The following is an 18762-nucleotide window of genomic DNA, read 5'->3' on the forward strand; positions in this document are numbered from 1 at the left end:
CCGCCCCTCTGTTCCGCTGACAGCGTTCCGCCTGGTTCCACGAGGCGAGACTTCCTGACGTGAGAACACACGGACCCAGGGTTGTCTCCGGCACTCTGTTCCGGGAGACCTTCCAGGTTGAGTGGAGTTCATGCGACCCTGGGAGTCCATGGGTCAGGAAGGGTCACAGGTGTTCCCGGGGGCGCTCCAGCCCGGCGCGGTGGTGGGGCGCTGGTGCGTGCAGGGGACGCTGGGAGTGGGCGGGTACGGCGCGGTCTACCGGGTGGAGCCGCTGGACGCGCCGGGGCGGAGCTTCGCGCTCAAGCTGTCGCTGCATCCGGACCCGGCCCGGGCGCTGCGGGAGATGGCGCTGTTGTTGGACCGGGCGTGGCATCCGAACGTGGTGCGGGTGCATGCCACGGGACGGTGGCCGGATCCGGTGGAGGGGCTGCCGTACTTCGTCATGGACTGCGTGGAGGGGATGGCGCTCCACCTCTGGGTGGAGACGGTCAACCCCACGTTCCGCCAGGTGGCGATGGTGGGCGGCTCGGTGGCGATGACACTGGGAGTGCTGCATGCGCGAGGCGTGCTGCACCGCGACCTGAAGCCGGAGCACATCCTGATCCGCGCGAGGGAGCAGGTGCCGGTGCTCATCGACTTCGGGGCGGGTGACCAGACGGGGGCCGCGACGCTCACGACCACCACCCTGCCCCCGGGGACGCTGCACCTGCGAAGTCCGGAGGCCATCCGCTTCCAGCAGCGCCACTGGAGGCAGCCGGAGTTGCGCTATCCCTACCGGGAGGCGGATGACCTGTATGCCCTGGGCGTGTGCCTGTACCGGGCCGTGACAGGGCACTACCCGTTCCCGCCGGGGCAGGAACCGGAGCTGCTCGCGGTGGCCATCACGGAGCGGCTGCCGCCGTCTCCGCGGGACATCAACCCCCAGGTGCCGGAGCCCCTGTCGAGGGCCATCCTGCGGTTGCTGGAGAAGGAGCCGGAGCAGCGGCCGCGCACGGGGGAGGCTGCGCACTCGGAGCTGATGCGGGGGCTGCTCTCCGGTGGAGCGACGGCGTTCGAGGCGCACCTCTTCGATGAGATTCCGGGCACGCCGAATCAGATCCGCCGTCCGACGTGGCCCGCGCAGCCGTACCTGAAGCCCGCGCCAAGGCCCCGGCCTGTTCCCGAGCCGGTGGCCCCGCGTCGGTTCCCGGCCTGGGGGTGGGTGGGCGTGGTGGTGTGCCTGGGATTGCTGCTGGCGGGACCCGGGACCTGGGAGGTCCTGCTTCGGGGCTGGACTCGACATACAACCCCCCAGGTCCCAGAGAGTGTTTCCGCCCCTGCTGGTCATAAATTGGCGATCACGCCGGACCGCCCGCACAGTGTTCCCGTCGCCGCCCCCGTGGCAGCGCAGAAAGAGGAACACGCTCCCGTGACGACCAAGCCCCCTGCCCCGCCGTCTCCGAAACCCGCTCGTGTGCTCAAGGCCGCGACGATTGCGTCCTGCATGGCGGGCATGGCCTGCGCCGGCGCGCCCCTGGTGGACAGGCCCACGCCTCCCGCCGAGGACTGTCCGGAGGATGCAAAGGCAGCCATGACGGCGCTCAAGGTTGATAGCATCCAGTGGGCCGGCAAATTCGACCCGAATACGCGCTCCGACTTCGTCACCGTCCGCGAGGGACGTGCCGCTGTGTACACCCTCGGTACCGAGGGACGCGTGAGGCACGGCTCCATGCTCACGGGCACGATCTACGTGGGTTCCAAGCGGGTCTACGGACGATTCACGCAACTTCGTCAGAACAAGACCGGTGAAACATTTCCCGTCTGTATCGAGCTCTGGTTCCTGGATGACATGACACGTGGCGTTCCCCGCAGCGAAGGAGGAGACGAGAACACCGCCGTTGTTCCCAACATGATGTCCGTACGGAGTGTGTGGCGATACGACGAATAGGAGGACACGTGCTCCTGTTCCTGATTCCGTTCCTCGCAGCCACTCCGCTTTCCGAGCAGACATGTTCCGACGTGGGACTGGCAGCGATGCTGTCCGAAGCACTCCTGGATCAAAAGGGAGTCCGGACGTTGCAGCTGAAGGCACCCGAAGTGTCCTCCTTGGACGCGATGTTCCAGGTCAGGACCTTCCGCTCCGCACGCCGGGTCGCGGTGCAGTTGGAGTTCTCCGGGCGGACGCCCCTGCCAGGCAAGGCCGCCAAGGCGAGTCTCAGCGGTCCGAATCATCAAACCCTGAGGGTCGTGGAAGTGCGCGAGGTGGTTCCCGAGCCCGGAACCGAGGCCGCCCAGATCATCGTGGAAGCAGAAGCACAGGCACGTGAGGCTCGCGGTGTCTACACGCTGGAACTCTTGGACGCGGAAGGCACACGGCTGCTCGTCCTGCCAAGAGTGCAATTTCCTTCCATCTGATTCACAAGGGTCAGGGCATGACGGGCCGCATGAGGCCTGCTTTGGCCAGCAGTGCTCCGATACGGTGGCCCTGCTCGACATGCTCGGGGTTTCTCGCGGAGATGCGCTCTGGCGAGAGGATGATGAGCGCGCCCTTGTCCTCAACAGGCTCGATGCGGACTGGCGCGGGAAGCGGTGGCACTGTCCCCCGGCGTCGCGACTGGTACGTGACCCAACCGACGAACGCACCTGCTGTCGAGTCCGCGTTCATCTGCTTGCGGTATTCATGAGATCCAGCGACAGCCCAGTCAGGGTCGAGAGCGAGCGCCATGCTACGCAGCACTCCGCTCAACACGGGCACTGACATCAGCCGCTCTGTATGGGGGCCCTTACTCGGAAGGGACATGACACAGACGTTGGCATTGACCTCACTGTAACAGCCACAAGTCATTCGCAGGTGCACACCGTCAGTCTCCAGCCCGCCATTGCCAAACGAGAAACTAAAGCCGAGCGATGCAAAGACCGGCCCGCCCCTTTCTCGATTCACCCCGCGTCGGAACAACTCCGTGAGAGTGCTGAGGTCAGGTGGCATCAGCGGGTACTTGCGCACGTCCTTGAGTGACCGGGTAGGCCTGTACCAAGTTGCCAGGAGCGGATCGTACGGCGAAAGCAAGTTGAGAAACTCCGCCGTGCGCCGCGCGCACTCTTCGGGAGATTCCTCGCGCGGTCCCCAATAGGCACCTGCGTAGTACATCTCAGGCCAGGTTGTGGTTTCGAAGCTTGCGGTCACGCGTTTCTCCTCAGCGCACTGGGGTGTGGATGACCTTGATAACGCTGATGGTTTCGCTCTCAAGCAACCATTCAATGGCCTGGGCGGCCCCGGCTTCCGCCACATGCCACTCAATGAGGATACCCATGCCTCGAACGATTTCATTCTGGCGCTTTGCTTGTGCAACAAGGTCAGCCGCACCTGAATTCTTGAACCACGCCTTGGGCTCCAGCCCATCGAAGAACTTCGCGTAGCCGGGCCCCTTGGCCTCCAGTAGCACGCCGTCCTTGAAGCCGTCGAACTTCACTCCACCCGCTTGCGTGCTGGTGCCTCCCACCCAGTACGCCTCGTCCGCTGAGTGCCCTGTGATCTGCTCCTGGTAGCGCCGGGCACGCGGCTTCATGGACTCCTTCACGGGCCCCCACTGGCCGGGCCCCTTGGACGGTGCGCCTCCCTGCGTCGCCGTGGACGCACGCTGGAGGATGATGGCCGCCCCCGGACCTCCTCCCAGGACCGAGGCCGCGCGGCCTACGGGTACCGCGACGCGCTCGAAGGCGAGCGCCCCTTGAGCTGACAACGACAGAACCGGCACCGTTGCTTCGGCACCCGTCATTGCCCCTGTCACTGTTCGCGTCGCGGATGTCGCGGAGCCTGTCGTCAGGATGAGGTTCGTGGCCAGCTCGGCCACGGTCCGCATCTGGTCGCCTCGGGACATGAACCGGAAGCGTTCGAAGTATTCGGGCGATGACGCGAGGAGCGCGGCCACTCCCGCGGGCAGGTCCTTCAACGCGGTGACGCTGTCCAATGGGTACGTGAAGAACTTCCCCAGCGCGAGCGCCAGCTTCACGACCGCGGCTTCCGCCCCGTCCAGCGTCCTGCCAATGACGTCGGCGTCGTCATACACCTCGACGAACACCGGGCCGTTCACCGGCGCCATCTGTTCGTCCGCGAGCTGGAAGACGAAGCCATTGCTCACGTAGAAGCGGCCCAGCTCGAAGGGGCCTGCCCGGAACGCGCCGTCCTTCCACTCCACGGCTCCGGCCTTCTGCTGCGTGCGGCCATTCCACACCCAGGCCAGGTAGCCGTCTGGCCGCAACACCGCGACCCGGCTGTAGCGCTCGACCTTGCGCGACAGGTCGTCGCGCGACACCGCGCCTTCCGCCAGCACCTCTCGCAACACCTGTCCCACGGCCATACGGGCGGGAAACGTTCCCAGCGTCACGGGCTTGCGCAGCAGCAGGGTCAGGAGCCGCGCCGCCTGCATGGAGGTGAGCGATCCTCCCGGCAGCGGCCGTTCGTCGCCCGCTTCCAGCCCCGCGTCCGTCAGCAACTTCTCCCAGACATCCTCCTGGAGTGCCGGACTCGCGGCCACGGCCACACGGCCTGGACTCGCGCCCGTTCCCTCTTGGCGAATGGCCTTGCGACGGTGCAGCCGAGGCATCTCCTCCGCGGGCTCGACGACGGCTGCGTGCGAGGATGCTTCAGGGGATGTCTCAACCGCGACCGTGCGTGGCGCGTAGCTCAGGCTCCTGCCGGACACGGGCCGCAGCGGCGTGCAGCCGGTGACGAGAACGGCCAGGCACACCCACAGCGCTTCAGCGCGCATTGTCCACCCCCAGGCCCACTGAAGCGAAGGCTCCAGGCCGGAGCGCTCCGTCCCCGTCCGGGAACAACAGCGTGCCTCCCGTGCCCATCACGTAGAGCTTCCCCGCGAGGATCCGCCAACGTGCTTCCGCCGCTCCCAGGTAGCGGGCTCCGGGATGACCCAGCCCCACCCCCAGGCCCTTCAATGCCACTTCCAGGTCGCGTCCCAGGAGCTGCACCGCCACGCGCCCGTCCACGTCCACACGGCCCCAGGTGAAGGCCTCCGCGCTCAGCGACAACTTCAGGTGCCGTTGCAGACCGCCGTAGCTCACGGCATCCCAGCCCGCCCGCACCTCACCCTGGAGGGAGTAGCCATCCGGGAAGGAAGCCGTCGCCAGCGGGGCGCCGTCCGGGCCCGCCGTTCGAAAGCGGGCCAGCTCGTAGTCCGGGCCGAAGAAGCCCTGCCGGAAGCCTCCGTGCTGCCTGCGCACCTCCAGCCGCAACGAGAGGTCCATCGTGGGTGTCTCCGCGTCCGCGCCAGCTCCCACCACCGCGCCCCACGCGCCCCCTTCACCTGGCCGTCCTCCCCATCCCATCAGCAGGTGCGCTTCCAGGCCCGGACGCGTCAGCACCACCGCCGTTCCGTCCAGATGCGCCAGCGTCACTCCGGACGTACGTCCTCCGGCCCGTCCCCAATCGTGCACGGCGGAGACGGCGAGCGTGTAGCGCCCGGGTTCGCGGCCTCGTCCGAAGAGGAGGTGCTGAACGTCCAGCGAGAGCTCCGCGCCCATCAACCGCGCGCCCAGCACATCCGAGACGAAGGCTTCCGTGTAGAGCGGCCCCAGGGTGCCCGTGAGGAAGCCTCCCGCCGGGTGATAGTCGGGGTTCGTCCGGTTGGAGTAGCGGCGCACCAGATGCGCCGACAGCAGGCTGTAGTCCTCCAGGGCTCCCAACCAGACACCCACGGGCGAGGCGTCCGAGCCCAGCTTGAGGGCACGCAAGAGCTGGCCCCAGTCGGAGAGACTGTCCCAGTCCTCGCGCCGGAGATGGCCTGCGCCTTTTTCGCCGCCCCACAACCGCAACCGGACGGGAGCCCCCAGACTGATGCCGAGCTCCGGGCCACCGTCGAGGATGAGCGTGGGCTCGACCTGGGCGAAGCCTTCATCCGCGCCCGCATCTGTACGTGGCAGCAGCGCGAGGGTCGTCACCTCCAACCGCGTCAGCGAATACACCGAGCGTTCCGCGACCGGTGCCGCCTCCAAGCCGGGGGATGAGGCAGCCCCTGCCAACACCGGCAGGAGCCCCAGCCACAGCACCACCCACCGGCGGCATTCCATCGCTCGCGACTCCTGGCTGCGTCCCCCAATGGGGAGCAGCCCCGGTCATAGTCGCCGAGTCCGACAACACCGCGCGGCTCAGAACCTCAGGGATCCCAGCGCGCCCGGCGGCTGAGCCACGACTGTCCGCCGCGCCCGTCCCGCACGACGGCCCAGAAGGTGATCTCCCGCGCGTCGCCTCCCTCCTCGGGTGGCTCCCACTCCGTGCGGTGGCGGCCGACTTCTCCGCCGAAGTCCGCGCCGCCCGTCTCCTTGTCGGAGAACTCGCCGAACGTGGCGTGCCAGGACACCTTCCACGCCTCCGTGAGCGCCACCGCCCCGGACTCCAGCCCCAGCACCACGTAGTGCTCCTCCAGCCCCGTCACGTCATCCACGGTGATCACGAAGGGCCCTCCGCCCTTCATCTCCAGGACCGCGTCCGCTGCCCACGGAGCGTCGTCGAGCCTCAGCCCGGGCAGCTCCGGGTTCACGTTCGCGGTCATCCCCTCCACGAGTGGGCACGAGAAGACCATCAGCTTCTGCGCGTACACCGCCTCGTCGCCCGCACGAGCGTGGAGCACCAGGGGCATGCGCAGCCCGCCCAGCCCCTGATACGGATCCTTCTCCCGCACGCGCACCAGCAGCGGAGTGCCGTCCGCGGCCTGCGTATCGCCAGGGCGGATGGTGACCGACAGCTCGCGCTCCGCGGTGGAGCCTTCCGCCAATTGCACGCGGTTGGCGGTGTCCGCGCACGTGGTGTCGTCCACGTCCGCGCAGGCCCAGAGCGTGTACTGGATGGTGCGTCCGTCTCCAGATGGATCCGCCAGCAGCGCGCGGAACGTCACCGGCTCGCGCAGCGCGTCCAGGTCCGCCTCCGTGAAGTCACAACTGGGGGCCATCAACTCCGGGCGCTCGGTGGCGAGCCCGAGCACTCGGAAGTCATGCACCCGGTCCGGCGAGTCCTCCGGATCCACACACCCCACGGCGCCCAACGCGAGCACCATGCCGCACGTCACAAGGGCCTTCATCAGAAGCTTCCTTTCACACCCACGACGGGGAGCAGCGGGATGCCCGGCAGTTCGTACTTGCCGCGGTAGCGGTAGTCGTCGAGGTCGAACTCGGCGTTCTTCCGGTTGTAGAGGTTCTGCACATCCAAGTAGGTGGTGAGCGTCCAGTTCTCGAAGCGCCAGCTCTTGTCCACGCGCATGTCCAGTTGGTGGAAGCTGCTGGAGCGCGCGGAGAAGTAGGGCCCCGGCGTCGGCTCGAAGCGGTTCCCATCTCCCCGGAACACGTCGTAGGAGTGCTGGAGCGGCGTGGTGGGCCGGCCCGTGGTGTAGCGGAAGCGGCCGCCCACCTCCCAGCCGTTGCCCAGCAGGTAGCCGGCCACCAACGTCAGGATGTGCGTCTGGTCCCACGGGCTCAGGCCGTAGGCCTGGTCCTCCGCGTTCGCGGTGGAGCCCCCCGTGACTGCGGGCAACGGTCCGGCGCGTCCGTCCTCGGCGTGGCTGAAGGTGTACGAGAGCCAGCCATTCCACTTGTCGGTGGGAGAGAGCCGGTCCTTCTTCACCATCAACTCCACGCCCATCGCCTTGCCGATGCCGTCGTTGCTGAAGCGCTCCTGGAGGAGTCCGCCCCCTTCCTGGGTGAGGAGCTGCCCGGGCGCCACGACGTTCTTGAAGCGGCGGTTGAAGAAGCCCGTCACGTCCACGTTCACCGCGTCCGTGAGGCGTTGCTCCACGCCGAGGCTCGCCTGGAAGGCCCGCTGATACCCGAGTCTGGGATTGCCATACGGCAGCGGGATGAACTGATACGTCTCCGCGTGCTGGCTGTAGAGGCCCGCGGAGCCCTTCAGCGCGGTCCGCTCGCTGGCCGCGTACCGGAGCCAGAGCCGTGGATCCAACGCCAGGTTGTCCGTGCCGTTGACGTGCTGGAGGTTGCCTCGCACGCCCGGGGTGAGCGTGAACGCGCCCCACGTCAGGTCCGCCTCCCAGAAGACGCCACCGTCGAAGCCGTTGAGCGTGATGGCCTTGCGCTGCAACTGGGTCTGGGGCTCGGCGCCGGGGAAGGGCACGTAGTCGGTGCCCCCGGAGATGGGGAGCAGCGCGGACACCACCACGTGCTCGAAGTACGCATCCACGCCCGTGCGCATCGTGAGCGCGGAGGACAGCTCCAGTGACAGCGTCTGGCGCGCCCCCGCGGAGTAGATGCGGTCGTCCTCCTGGTAGGACCCCAGCTCCGTGCTGACCTTGTCCAGGCCCACGTAGGGCGTGAAGACAGAGGTGAAGTCGCCGCGCCGGTACGTCCAGTCGCCCTTGATGCGATGGAACTGGGTGTGGGTGCCCAGCTCGATGTCCCTCGACTGCCCGTCGCCGGACGACACGATGGAGAGCTGATCATCCGCGCCGAAAGCCATGATGTAGCCGGTGCTGCGCCCGGCCCCAGGCACCGGCGCTTCCTTGGAGCGCGAGCCCAGATCCACGCGGAGCTGGTAGTCCCAGTAGCGCGGCACCACCGACAGCGTGCTCCCCTCCTCCTTCGGGAGGACGAGCGGCAGCAGCGCATCCACGTACGAGCGCCGGGCCGCCGCGGCCACGCTGACGCCGTCCGTGATGGGGGCCTCCAGGAAGAAGCCCGCGTCCAGCAGGTCCACCTTCACCGAGCCGTGCACCGTGTCGCTGGCGCCCTTGCGCGTGGCCACGTCCACCACGCCGCCCACCGCGCGGCCGTACTGGCTGCCGTAGCCGCCCGGGTAGAAGTCGAGCGAGTCGATGAACTCCGCGTTGACCACCGAGGGCCCGCCCAGCAGGTGGAACAGCAGGGGAATCCGCACGCCGTCCATCAGCGTGGCGGACTGTCCCGGGTTGGAGCCGCGCACCAGCAGGTCGCCCGAGCTGAACGGCGCGCGCGCGACGCCCGGCAGCGCCTGGATGACGCGGATGGGGTCACCGAAGGTGCCCGGCGTCTTCTGCGCCTCCTCGCGGGACACCGTGCGGCGGACCACCTCCTTCTTCGGCCGCTCCGAACGCACCACCGTCTCGAAGGCGCCGCCCTTGGGCACCAGGTAGAAGACGATCTCCGTCGTCTCCCCCGGCTTCAGCGTCTCCGTCGTCTGGTAGAGCTGGAAGTTCGACGCCACCACGCGCACCGCGCACTCGCCCGGCTCGACCTGGAGCGAGAAGCGTCCCTCCTCGTCCGAGAGCGCTTCGGGCGCCTCCGGGTCGTCTCCGCAGCGCACGGTGGCCCCCGCCACGCGCGAGCGGCTGCCTCGCGAGATGAGCTGACCGGTGAGCGTGGCCCGGGGCTTCTCCACCTCCTCGGCCGGAGCGTCCGGGGATGCGGCGGGCGCGGAGAGGGTGAAGTGGTAGACGTACTCCACCTGCACGGGGGCCGGCACGCCGTCCACCTCCGCGGGGGAGAACTGGAAGGCGCGCACCGCTTCGATGGCGGCCTCGTCGAAGCCATGGCCCACCGGTTCGGCGGGCCGCGCGTCGGAGACGGTGCCGTCCTCCGCGATGGTGATGATCAGCTTCACGTCTGCGGTGAGTCCCTGCGCCGCGGCGTCAGGGGGATAGGCCGCCTCCACGGACTTCACCAGGACGGGCGCCTTGGTGAGCCGTGGGGCGGGCTTCGCCGCTTCGTTGGCGGAAGGCGGATGGGACGGCTGGCCCTGGGCGAGCGCGGACGCACCCGTCAGGAGCGAGGCCGCGATGAGCGCGGCTCGAGCGTTCAGGTTCGAGGACATGTCGGGGGTGTGCTGGAGTGGAACTGCGGCGCTCAGTCGAGCAGGAACGTGTACGCGTACTTCATCTCGGTGGAGACGGCCTCGCCGCCCTTGATGGCCGGCTTGAAGCGGAAGCGCAGGATGGCGTCGCGCGCCGCTTCGTTCAGCCCGTAGCCCGGGCCCGACACCACGCGCGCGGCCACCACGCGCCCCTCGGGGTTGATGGTGATGGACAGCGTCACCGTGCCTTCGATGCCCGCGCGGCGGGCCTCATCCGGATAGGGAATCTTCACCTCGCCCGCCAGTTGGGGCTCGCTGTCCACCTGGTAGATGGGCGTGTACTTCGGCGCCGAGTAGGCCTTCACGTCCTTGGGCGCGGCGGCCTTGTCCGCGGTGCGGCCGTACAGCGTGTTGCCCACCGGCGCGGCGAAGCTCCCCGCGTTCGTCGTGGAGGACATGGAGAGGCCCACCACCAGGGGCGCGGCCTTCGTGGGCGGAGGCGCGTCGTTGGGAGGCGGTGGCGCATCCACCGGAGGCGGCGGCATGGGCCGTGGCGCCTGGGCCACCTTCACCACCGGCCGCGGAACGACACGCGGCTTGGGCGGTTCGGGCTTGGGCTCTTCCTTCACCTCTTCCGGAGGAGGCGGCGGCTTCTGGACCTCCACCATCACCAGCTCCACCGGGCGCTGGGGGAGGAGCCGGTCCGAGGACCGGGCATCGAGCAGCACCAGCGCCCCGCCGTGCAGCGCGAGCGAGCCGGCCATGAAGGCCACCAGCCATCGCGAGCCGCCGCTGCGTGGGAACGCAGGTGCGCCGTCATCCAGGGCAAGCGGGCTCATGGGACTAGAGCGCCGCCTTCGCGGGGGCCGCGTCCTGCTGGATGTTGAGGGCGAACTTCGCGATGCCCTGCCCCTTCACCACGTCGATGAGGTGCATCACGCGGCCGTAGGGCAGCGACTGGTCGGCGCTGATGATGGCGCGGGTGTCCTTGTCCTTGGCCACCTCCTGCGCGATGCGCTTCGACAGGGCCTCCTCGCTGAGCTCGGCGCCGTCGAAGAACAGGCGGCCCTCCTTGTCGAGCACCACGTTCACCAGCCCCTGCACCGTCTCACCGCCGTTGGCGGCGCGGGGCAGGTCCACCTCCACCGTCTCCCGCACGATGAAGTTGGCCGTCACCATGAAGATGATGAGCAGCACCAGCACCACGTCCACCAGCGGCGTGACGTTGATGCCGCTGATCTCCTCGTCGTTCTCAGAGGCTCCACCAGCCATGTCTAGCGGGCCTCCGAGCGCAGGTTGCCCATGAGGGCGTGGCCCAGGGCGTTGGTGCGGCTGGTGAGCGTCTTGAGCTGACGGTTGAAGACGTTGAAGGCGACGACGGCGGGGATGGCCACGGCCAATCCCACCGCCGTGGCGACGAGCGCCTCGGAGATGCCGGACATGATGGTCTCCTGGATGGCCGCGCCCTTGACGCTCATGGAGCCCAGGTCGTGGAAGGCCTTGATGATGCCGAGCACCGTGCCGAACAGCCCGATGAACGGCGCGTTGTTGCCCAGCGTGCCCAGGAAGGACAGGAAGCGCTCATACTGGGGACGCTCCCGCGCGATGATGGAGGCGATGACCTCCTCCACGGCGTCCGCGCCCCGGCCGGAGGAGTCCAGGCCCTCCAGGATGACGGCGGCCTCCATGCCGCGCTGGCCCTTCACCGACTCACGGACCGCGTCGAACTCGCCCCGGGCCAGCCGCAGCGCCAGCGTCTCCGAGTCCCTCAACCGGTGGCGCGCGAAGTACAGCGAGCGCTCCAGCATGACGGCGATGGACAGCACCGACAGGACCACCAGCACCCAGAGCACCCACTCCGCGCTGGAGATCGTCACGCCGAGCAGCTTGCCGCTCAACCACCCCAGGCCTTCGGTCGGAACCTGGGCGAACAAGACCATGGACAACATCAAGTATCCCCTCGCGAGAACGCACCTGCGGCGAAGGGAACACCGGGCCGGAATCAATCTGTCACCGGCCCCATGCGTTTTTTCCGGGGCGGCTCAGATTCGCAATCCGAGCATGAGGCCGGGCCACATGCGGTGGGCGCCATTCCCACCTCCCAGCGACAGCTGGGGCATGAAGCTCACCTCGCGGTCCTCGGAGTCCCGGGGTGCGGCGTAGTAGTTCAGGGAGACGCCCGTGAAGAAGGCGAGCCGCCGCTTCAGCTCCCACCCCATCACCAGCCGCAGCCGTGCGAGCCTGTGCGAGGGGGCATCTCCGAAGAACTGCGCCTTCCACGAGCCCAGGCTCACGTCGGTGTCCAGGTAGACCGACGGCGTCGGGGAGAAGTGGAGCCCGAGCCCCAGGAACTCGAAGCTGCGGTACGTCTTCTCCCAGGGCTGGACGCCGTGGGTGAGCAGCACGTAGACGCGCTGGCTGCCGTACTTGATGCCCACGTTCACCTGGGCGATGTCGTCCGTCCAGAGCTCGAACGCCAGCCGTCCCTTGCGCACGATGTTGAGCGCGCCAAGGGGCACCGTCACGTCGTCCGCGATGTTGAGCAGGCCCAGCTGCACCCCGCGCACCTCGCCGCCCACGTTGAGCAGGCCCACCTGCGACCCGGTGACGTCCCCGCCGATGTTGATGAGGCCGACCTGCACGCCCTTCAGCACCTCCGACGTGTTGATCATCCCGGCCTGGAAGCCGCGCATCTCCGCGTCGGTGCGGTTGAGGGTGAGGCTCAGCTGGCCCCCGGTGAAGGAGCCCTCGGCGATGTTGAGGACGCCCGCGAGCTGCACGCCCTGCCCGTCGCCAAACGCGAGGTTGCCGCCAAGCGCCACCTGTCCGCCCCGCATCTCGCCGCCGGACACGTTGGCGAGCCCCGAGGCCTGGAGTCCCTCCATCGTCCCATCCACCCAGCCCACGCCGCCCGCCAGCCCCACGCCCCGGATCTGGAGGGAGCGCGAGCCCAGTACGCCGAACGAGACATGGTTCAGGCTGCGAGGCCCCAGCCACGTGTTGGTGGCGAGCGGCGGCACGACGGACAGGTTCAGTGGCACGGTGGGCGCGTCCACGGGGCCGTGGTCCTCCGCGGGCGCATCGCCTCCGCCGCGCTGGGCGGTGTGCTGGAGCGTCATGGGGATGAAGTCGCCCACCCGGAGCTCCGCCTCGCTCCGGCCCGTCACGGCCAGCTCCGCTTCGAAGCGCTGCGAGGGACGCTCCAGGGTGACGTGGTAGCGGCCTGGCTCCAACCCGAGCGACAGGCGCCGCCCCGCGGGCTTCTGCAGCTCCGCGACGAGCTGGTTGCCCCAGTTGCGCACGAAGAGGCGGCCCTCCAGCTCCTTCGCCAGCGCGAGCCGGGCCTGCGAGCCGCGCAGGTCGGTCATCACCAGGTCGCCGCTGCCCGCCAGTTGCATGTCATAGGCCGCGTGCTGGGGACCACCCTGGCTCCGCTCCGTGCGCGCGAGCGTCTCGTGGTAGGCGAACTGGTAGGCCTCGTCCAACGTGACGCGGCCGTCCCCGTTCATGTCCGCGGCGCCGCGCAGGCCGGAGAGCAGGAAGTGGGTGAAGAACGACGCGCCAATGGAGTCCGCCTCCTGGGCCACTTCGTCCGCGGAGCTGGAGGCGAGGAACGCGTGCCCGCGCACCTGTGAAGACACGTCCGACAGGAAGGCCAGCCGGTTCACGCCGCCCTTGAAGCGGGTGAGCGCGCCGGAGCCGCACGAGTCGAGGATGGCGATGCGCACGTCCACCGGGATGTCGGTCAGCAGCCGGCGCAGCTCCGTGTAGGGCAGCCGCTCGCCGCGCGGCAGCAGGCCGTCCGAGTCCGAGTGGCCCGAGTAGTAGAACACCAGCTCGCGCCGGGCCTCCGTGGCGGGCGTGCTGGCGATGAGCTGGCGCATCCGCGCGATGGAGGACTCCAGCGTGTTCCGGTTCGGCTCCAGCAGCAGGAGCCGATCGGCCGAGGCCACTCCGCCCAGGTCCTCCAGCACCTGGGAGAGGGCCAGCGCATCGGAGTTGGCGTAGCGCAGCCGTACACGCCCCGGGCCTCCCTCGCTCGAGCCGATGATGAGCGCGTAGCGACGGATGACGGGGCGCGGCTCTTCGCCAGAAGCGGCAGCGGCCCGGGTCGCGCCGAACAGCCACACCACGCCCAGCAGCGCGAACAGGTGCCCCCACCAACTGACGGCTTTCTTGCCCATGGTGAATCACGCCGCGTTCCCCGGCCGGGCGCGAGGCGGACTTCATACTCCAAGGGCTTGTCCTGGCGCGAGTCCCTGCCCCACGTAGGGCTGGGCCTCAGAACCCCGTCGACAGCGCGACCTGCTCCGTGCGGTTCACGTCGTCCAGCACCTGCGCGAGCTTCTCGCGCACAGCCGCGGGGGCATCCGGCCCCAGGAACAGCCGCAGCGTCGGGGAGCCCGCGTCCACGGCGTCCACGATGGCCTTCGCGGCCTTCACGGGGTCACCCGGCTGCGTGCCGGCGGACTGCGCCACCCAGGCGCGCATGGGCCCCAGCGACTCCGCGTAGGCCGCCAGCTCCGGCATCGGCCGGAATGAGGGGCCCAGCAGCTTCGTGCGGAACATGCCCGGATCCACGATGAGCACCTTCACTCCGAACGGCGCGACCTCCTTCGCCAGTGACTCGGACAAACCCTCCAGCGCGTGCTTCGCCGCGCCGTACGCCCCCGCGCCCGGGTACGAGACCAGCCCGGACACGCTCGAGAGCTGCACGAGGGTACCCGTCCGCCGCTCGCGCATGTGCGGCAGCACCGCTCGCGTCATCGCCACCGCTCCGAAGAACAGCGGCTCGAAGGCCGCTCGCAGCTCCGCGTCGCTCGTCTCCTCCACCGCCCCCAGCAGCGTGTAGCCCGCGTTGTTCACCAGCACGTCGATGGCACCGAAGTGCTTCAGCGCCGCCGTGATGGACTCCTGCACCTGCTCCGGCTTCGTCACGTCCAGCCGGACCGCGAGCACCCGGTCCGGGGCCCTCGCCACCAGGTCCTCCAGCGTGCGCGGGTCTCGCGCCGTCGCGACCACGCGCTCCCCTCTCGCGATGACCTCCTCCACGATGTTGCGGCCAAACCCCGACGACGACCCCGTGACGAACCAGACCTTGCCCTGTGCGCTCATGACTGCCTCCGTGGCTCATGAAGTACGCCCCGGGCCTCCGCTCCGAAACGCGTCGTCTCTGGATGCACTTTGTAGCTACGCTAAGGAATGCGCGACGACCTCTCCGGCATCATGGCGTTCCTCGCGGTGGCTCGCAGACGCAGCTTCACCGCCGCCGCCTCGGAGCTCGGGGTCACCCCTTCCGCGGTGAGCCAGAGCCTCCGCGCCCTGGAGGAACGCGTCGGCGTGCGGCTCCTCCAGCGCACCACCCGCAGCGTGGGACTCACCGAAGCCGGCTCGCGCTTCCTGTCGCGGCTCGAACCCGCGATGCACGGCGTGCAGGACGCCTTCGAGTCCCTGGGCGAGCTTCGCGGCCGGCCCACGGGACTCCTGCGCTTGACCCTGCCCCGCTATGGCTACCAGGAGGTGCTCGGCCCGCGTCTGGCGGAGTTCCTCACCACCCACCCCGACATCCGCGTGGAAATCCATCTGGACGACGCGCTCGTCGACATCGTCCAGCAGGGCTTCGACGCGGGCTTCCGCGTCGGCGAGCTCGTGGACCGCGAGATGATCGCCATCCCCGTGAGCGGCGACATCGTCATGCACGTGGTGGGCTCGCCGTCGTATGTCGCGGCGCGCGGCAAGCCGAAGCACCCTCGCGACCTGCGCGACCACGACTGCATCAACTACCGCAGCCGGACCACCGGCGGCCTCCTCCGATGGGGCCTCACCGATGGCGGCAGACGCATCGAGGTCTCCGTCGAAGGCCGCGTGGTGTTCGATGACGCGGAGCTGGTGCTGGAAGCCGCTGTCGCCGGACTGGGACTCGCCTATGTCCCGGAGAGCCGCATCCGGAAGCTGCTCGCGGAGAAGCGGCTCGTGCGCGTACTCGAACCGTACTCCACCCCCCTCCCCGGCTTCTTCCTCTACTACCCGAGCCGCGTCCAGGTGGCGCCCAAGCTCAAGGCGCTCATCGACTTCTTCAAGCTGAAGCGGCGGCGCTGACGACGCCCGCTATTTCGCCGGCGGCGGCTCCACGGGCATCGCCTTCGCCCGCTTCTCCACCGCGCGCAGCGTGTCCACCACCGCGTCGTTCTGCCCCACGCTGGCCAGGAACCCGGGGACGGAACCTCCGGGGTCCACCGTGAACTTGTAGACGACCCAGGACGTGCCCTCGCCCTTGGGCTCCACCTTCCAGCTGCCCTCGTTCAGCCGCAGGCGCACCACGTCCCGCCTGGCGGGGAACGCGTCCGGCTCCGCCTTCCAGCGCTGCTGGTACACGCCCGTCCCGTCCGGCGCGACCTTCGACTCCGTCACCACGTGGCAGATGTAGTCGCGCGAGGACACCACCGGCAGGTCCAGCCGCGTGTACGTCAGCCGCCCGCCGTCATCCGTGGGCCGCACCACCCGCGACTCCTTCACGTACGGCATGAAGAGCCGGTACGACGCCTGGTCCTCCAGCGCCGCCTGGATCTGCGCGGCGCTCGCCTTGAGCTCGCCTTCCGCCCAGATGTCCTTCGCCTTCGTCCCCGGACGGGGCCGCACCTTGATCACGAAGGGCGTCGTGGCCACCGTCTCCCACTCCTGCGCCCCCGCCACGCCCGCCGCCAGCACCACCGCCAGGGCCAGGCCCCACCGCCGAGTCATTCCCAACATGTGTCTGCCCTTCGGTTCCGCGCGCCGCCGGCCCTCGCGGCGCGTGCGTCACCTGTATCCCATCTTTCCGACACCCGGACGACCCGGGGCTGCCCTCGGGACGACTCGGGCACACGGGCCGCTCGACTTTGCGTGCAAGCCTTGGCAAGCCTTGCTCCCATGGCTCCTCACCTCTCCGGTCCCCCGCCCGAACGCGGTCTGTTCTGCAACCGCACCCTCAACATGCGCGCCATCAAGGCCGTGGGCTACGACATGGACTACACGCTCATCCACTACCGCGTGGAAGCGTGGGAACGCCGCGCGTACGAATACATTCGCGACCGTCTGGTGGAGCAGGGCTGGCCCGTGGCCGACCTGACGTTCGACCCGATGCTCGCCATCCGCGGCCTCATCATCGACACCGCCAAGGGCAACCTCCTCAAGGCCAACCGCTTCGGCTTCGTGAAGAAGGCCCTCCACGGCAGCCGCCCCATGGACTTCGAGTCCCAGCGCGAGGCCTATACCCGGACCGTCATCGACCTGGCCGACCGCCGCTGGGTGTTCCTCAACACCCTGTTCTCCCTCTCCGAGGCCTGCATCTACGCGCAGCTCGTGGACCGCCTGGACGCCGGCCAGCTCCCGGGCCCCATGGGCTACGCGGACCTCTACGAGCACGTGCGCAAGAACCTGGACGCCACGCACATGCAGGGGCGCCTCAAGGCGGAAATCATCGCGGACCCCGAGCGCTACGTCATCGACGACCCGGAGACGCCGCTCGCGCTGCTGGACCAGAAGAACGCCGGCAAGAAGGTGCTGCTCATCACCAACAGCGAGTGGGCCTACACCGAGCCCATGATGCACTTCGCCTTCGACCGGCACCTGCCCGAGGGCATGACCTGGCGCCAGCTCTTCGACGTGGTCATCGTCAGCGCGCGCAAGCCCGAGTTCTTCACCACCCGCGCCACCCTCTTCGAGGTCGTGGAGGCCAACGGTGAAGCGCTGCTGCGGCCGCACTCCGGGCCGCTCGACAAGAGCAAGCCCTACTTCGGCGGCAGCGCGCTGGAGCTGGAGCGGCACCTGGGCCTGTCCGGCGACGAGATCCTCTACGTGGGCGACCACATGTTCGGCGACGTGCACGTCAGCAAGAACGTGCTGCGCTGGCGCACCGCGCTCATCCTGCGCGAGCTGGAGGACGAAGTGCGCGCCATCGCCGCCTTCCGCGCCACCGAGGTGCGCATTGGCGAGCGCATGCTCAAGAAGGAGCGCCTGGAGGCGGAGAGCTGCCAGGTGCGCCTGGAGCTCCAGCGCCGTCGCCACCATTACGGCCCCCGCTCGGACATCTCGGAGAGCGAGCTGGTGACGCGCCTCACGGAGCTGCGCGCGGAGCTGGAGGCGCTGGACGCGGAGCTGGGCCCCATGGCCCGCGCGGCCGGTGAGCTGTCCAACCCGCACTGGGGCCTGCTCACCCGCGCCGGCAACGACAAGAGCCACCTGGCGCGGCAGGTGGAGCGCTACGCGGACATCTACACGTCCCGCGTGAGCAACTTCCTCTTCGCCACGCCGTTCGTCTACCTGCGCAGCCCGCGCGGCAGTCTCCCGCACGACCCCAGCATCCCCGGCGGCACCCCGGTGTTCACCACCGGGGACGGCGCGGGCAGCGGCCCCGCGGAGTAGCGAAGAGCCCTCGCGGCGCCTCGCGACTACTGCGTGAGGCGCCAGAGGGCCTGCAGGTCCGCGGGCAGGTTGCTGGCCACCTTGTCCGCCTCGCCTTCGGATATCTGGTCCTGGAAGGCGCGCAGCACCGCGCGGACCACCAGCTCCGCCGGGCCCACCGGCATCTGGAGGTCCTCCGCGACGGAGGCGATCATCTCCTCGCGACCGAAGCGGTGGGGGTGCCGGGGGCGCTCCTCCGGCGGAGGCAGGAACTCCACCAGCATTCGCGGCAGCTGGGATTCCAGATTCCGCGCTCCGTTGGGCATGAGCCGGCGCTCCAGCGCGCTCAGCACCGACACTGCGGCGGACTCCGCGAGCGCGGGAGGCAGGGCGCTCAAGTCACAGACGTGGTGGATGAACGCCGCGTAGGTGGCGCGCAGGTGGGCTTCGTGCCGCCGCGCGTGGCGGTCCTGCTTCTCGGTTTCGGTTTCATGGGCCTGGGCCATGTGGGCACACCTTGGGCGAAGGGGGGACGGGACCTCCTGGAAGGTGGTCACCGGAACGCCCGTCATCGCCCGGCAGGCAGGCGGGCCCCACCAAGCGCAAGCTCGGGTTCG

Annotated in this window: 16 protein-coding genes; 4 read left to right on the forward strand and 12 right to left on the reverse strand. The window is 69.1% G+C overall.

Annotation, left to right across the window (positions count from 1 at the left end; translation table 11 throughout):
• Positions 1 to 148: 148 nt before the first annotated feature.
• Positions 149 to 1927: a serine/threonine-protein kinase gene (locus tag D7X99_RS18045; RefSeq protein ID WP_158627027.1), complete on the forward strand. Its 1779-nt coding sequence runs from the start codon at positions 149 to 151 to the stop codon at positions 1925 to 1927.
• Positions 1928 to 1935: 8 nt separating this feature from the next.
• Positions 1936 to 2394, forward strand: coding sequence for a DUF2381 family protein (locus D7X99_RS18050; RefSeq protein WP_121778854.1), 459 nt, complete (start codon positions 1936 to 1938; stop codon positions 2392 to 2394).
• Between the two features lie 10 nt (positions 2395 to 2404).
• Here D7X99_RS18050 and D7X99_RS18055 read toward each other — a convergent pair whose 3' ends face one another.
• The 10 genes from D7X99_RS18055 to D7X99_RS18100 form a co-directional block, all read right to left on the reverse strand.
• A complete protein-coding gene (locus tag D7X99_RS18055; RefSeq protein WP_233613488.1) occupies positions 2405 to 3163 on the reverse strand; it encodes an immunity 52 family protein in 759 nt (252 codons plus the stop codon).
• 10 nt (positions 3164 to 3173) lie between these two features.
• Positions 3174 to 4748 carry a Tox-REase-5 domain-containing protein gene (locus D7X99_RS18060; protein WP_121778855.1) on the reverse strand — a complete coding sequence of 525 codons (1575 nt, stop codon included), beginning with the start codon at positions 4746 to 4748 and terminating at the stop codon, positions 3174 to 3176.
• Positions 4738 to 6063: a hypothetical protein gene (locus tag D7X99_RS18065; RefSeq protein ID WP_233613491.1), complete on the reverse strand. Its 1326-nt coding sequence runs from the start codon at positions 6061 to 6063 to the stop codon at positions 4738 to 4740. Before D7X99_RS18065 ends, D7X99_RS18060 begins: the two co-directional genes overlap by 11 nt.
• A gap of 86 nt (positions 6064 to 6149) precedes the next feature.
• Positions 6150 to 7070, reverse strand: a complete 921-nt coding sequence (locus D7X99_RS18070) for a hypothetical protein (RefSeq protein WP_121778856.1) — start codon at positions 7068 to 7070, stop codon at positions 6150 to 6152.
• Positions 7070 to 9784, reverse strand: a complete 2715-nt coding sequence (locus tag D7X99_RS18075) for a TonB family protein (RefSeq protein WP_121778857.1) — start codon at positions 9782 to 9784, stop codon at positions 7070 to 7072. The genes D7X99_RS18070 and D7X99_RS18075 overlap by 1 nt, the downstream gene beginning before the upstream one ends.
• A gap of 32 nt (positions 9785 to 9816) precedes the next feature.
• Positions 9817 to 10602 (reverse strand): energy transducer TonB, encoded by a 786-nt coding sequence (locus D7X99_RS18080; protein ID WP_121778858.1) that lies wholly within the window; start codon positions 10600 to 10602, stop codon positions 9817 to 9819.
• Positions 10603 to 10606: 4 nt separating this feature from the next.
• Positions 10607 to 11035, reverse strand: coding sequence for a biopolymer transporter ExbD (locus tag D7X99_RS18085; RefSeq protein WP_121778859.1), 429 nt, complete (start codon positions 11033 to 11035; stop codon positions 10607 to 10609).
• Positions 11036 to 11037: 2 nt separating this feature from the next.
• Positions 11038 to 11712: a MotA/TolQ/ExbB proton channel family protein gene (locus D7X99_RS18090; protein ID WP_121778860.1), complete on the reverse strand. Its 675-nt coding sequence runs from the start codon at positions 11710 to 11712 to the stop codon at positions 11038 to 11040.
• 93 nt (positions 11713 to 11805) lie between these two features.
• The gene (locus D7X99_RS18095) at positions 11806 to 13947 is read right to left on the reverse strand and encodes a caspase family protein (RefSeq protein WP_121778861.1); all 2142 of its coding nucleotides are present in this window, start codon (positions 13945 to 13947) and stop codon (positions 11806 to 11808) included.
• 97 nt (positions 13948 to 14044) lie between these two features.
• Entirely contained in the window at positions 14045 to 14878 is an 834-nt protein-coding gene (locus D7X99_RS18100) for an oxidoreductase (protein WP_121778862.1), read from the reverse strand.
• An 87-nt stretch (positions 14879 to 14965) separates the two neighbouring features.
• Between D7X99_RS18100 and D7X99_RS18105 the strand changes: the two genes are divergently transcribed.
• Positions 14966 to 15862 (forward strand): LysR family transcriptional regulator, encoded by an 897-nt coding sequence (locus D7X99_RS18105; protein ID WP_121778863.1) that lies wholly within the window; start codon positions 14966 to 14968, stop codon positions 15860 to 15862.
• 9 nt (positions 15863 to 15871) lie between these two features.
• On the opposite strand, the gene D7X99_RS18110 is transcribed toward D7X99_RS18105, so the two are convergent.
• Positions 15872 to 16513, reverse strand: coding sequence for an SRPBCC family protein (locus D7X99_RS18110; protein WP_121778864.1), 642 nt, complete (start codon positions 16511 to 16513; stop codon positions 15872 to 15874).
• Between the two features lie 159 nt (positions 16514 to 16672).
• Here D7X99_RS18110 and D7X99_RS18115 point away from each other — a divergent pair, with 159 nt between their 5' ends.
• Positions 16673 to 18166 carry an HAD-IG family 5'-nucleotidase gene (locus tag D7X99_RS18115; RefSeq protein WP_121778865.1) on the forward strand — a complete coding sequence of 498 codons (1494 nt, stop codon included), beginning with the start codon at positions 16673 to 16675 and terminating at the stop codon, positions 18164 to 18166.
• Between the two features lie 26 nt (positions 18167 to 18192).
• On the opposite strand, the gene D7X99_RS18120 is transcribed toward D7X99_RS18115, so the two are convergent.
• Entirely contained in the window at positions 18193 to 18651 is a 459-nt protein-coding gene (locus tag D7X99_RS18120; RefSeq protein ID WP_158627028.1) for a DUF2267 domain-containing protein, read from the reverse strand.
• Positions 18652 to 18762 lie beyond the last annotated feature (111 nt).

Origin of the sequence: Corallococcus sp. AB032C, assembly GCF_003668935.1 — a bacterium.
GTDB classification, from domain to species: Bacteria; Myxococcota; Myxococcia; order Myxococcales; family Myxococcaceae; genus Corallococcus; species Corallococcus exiguus.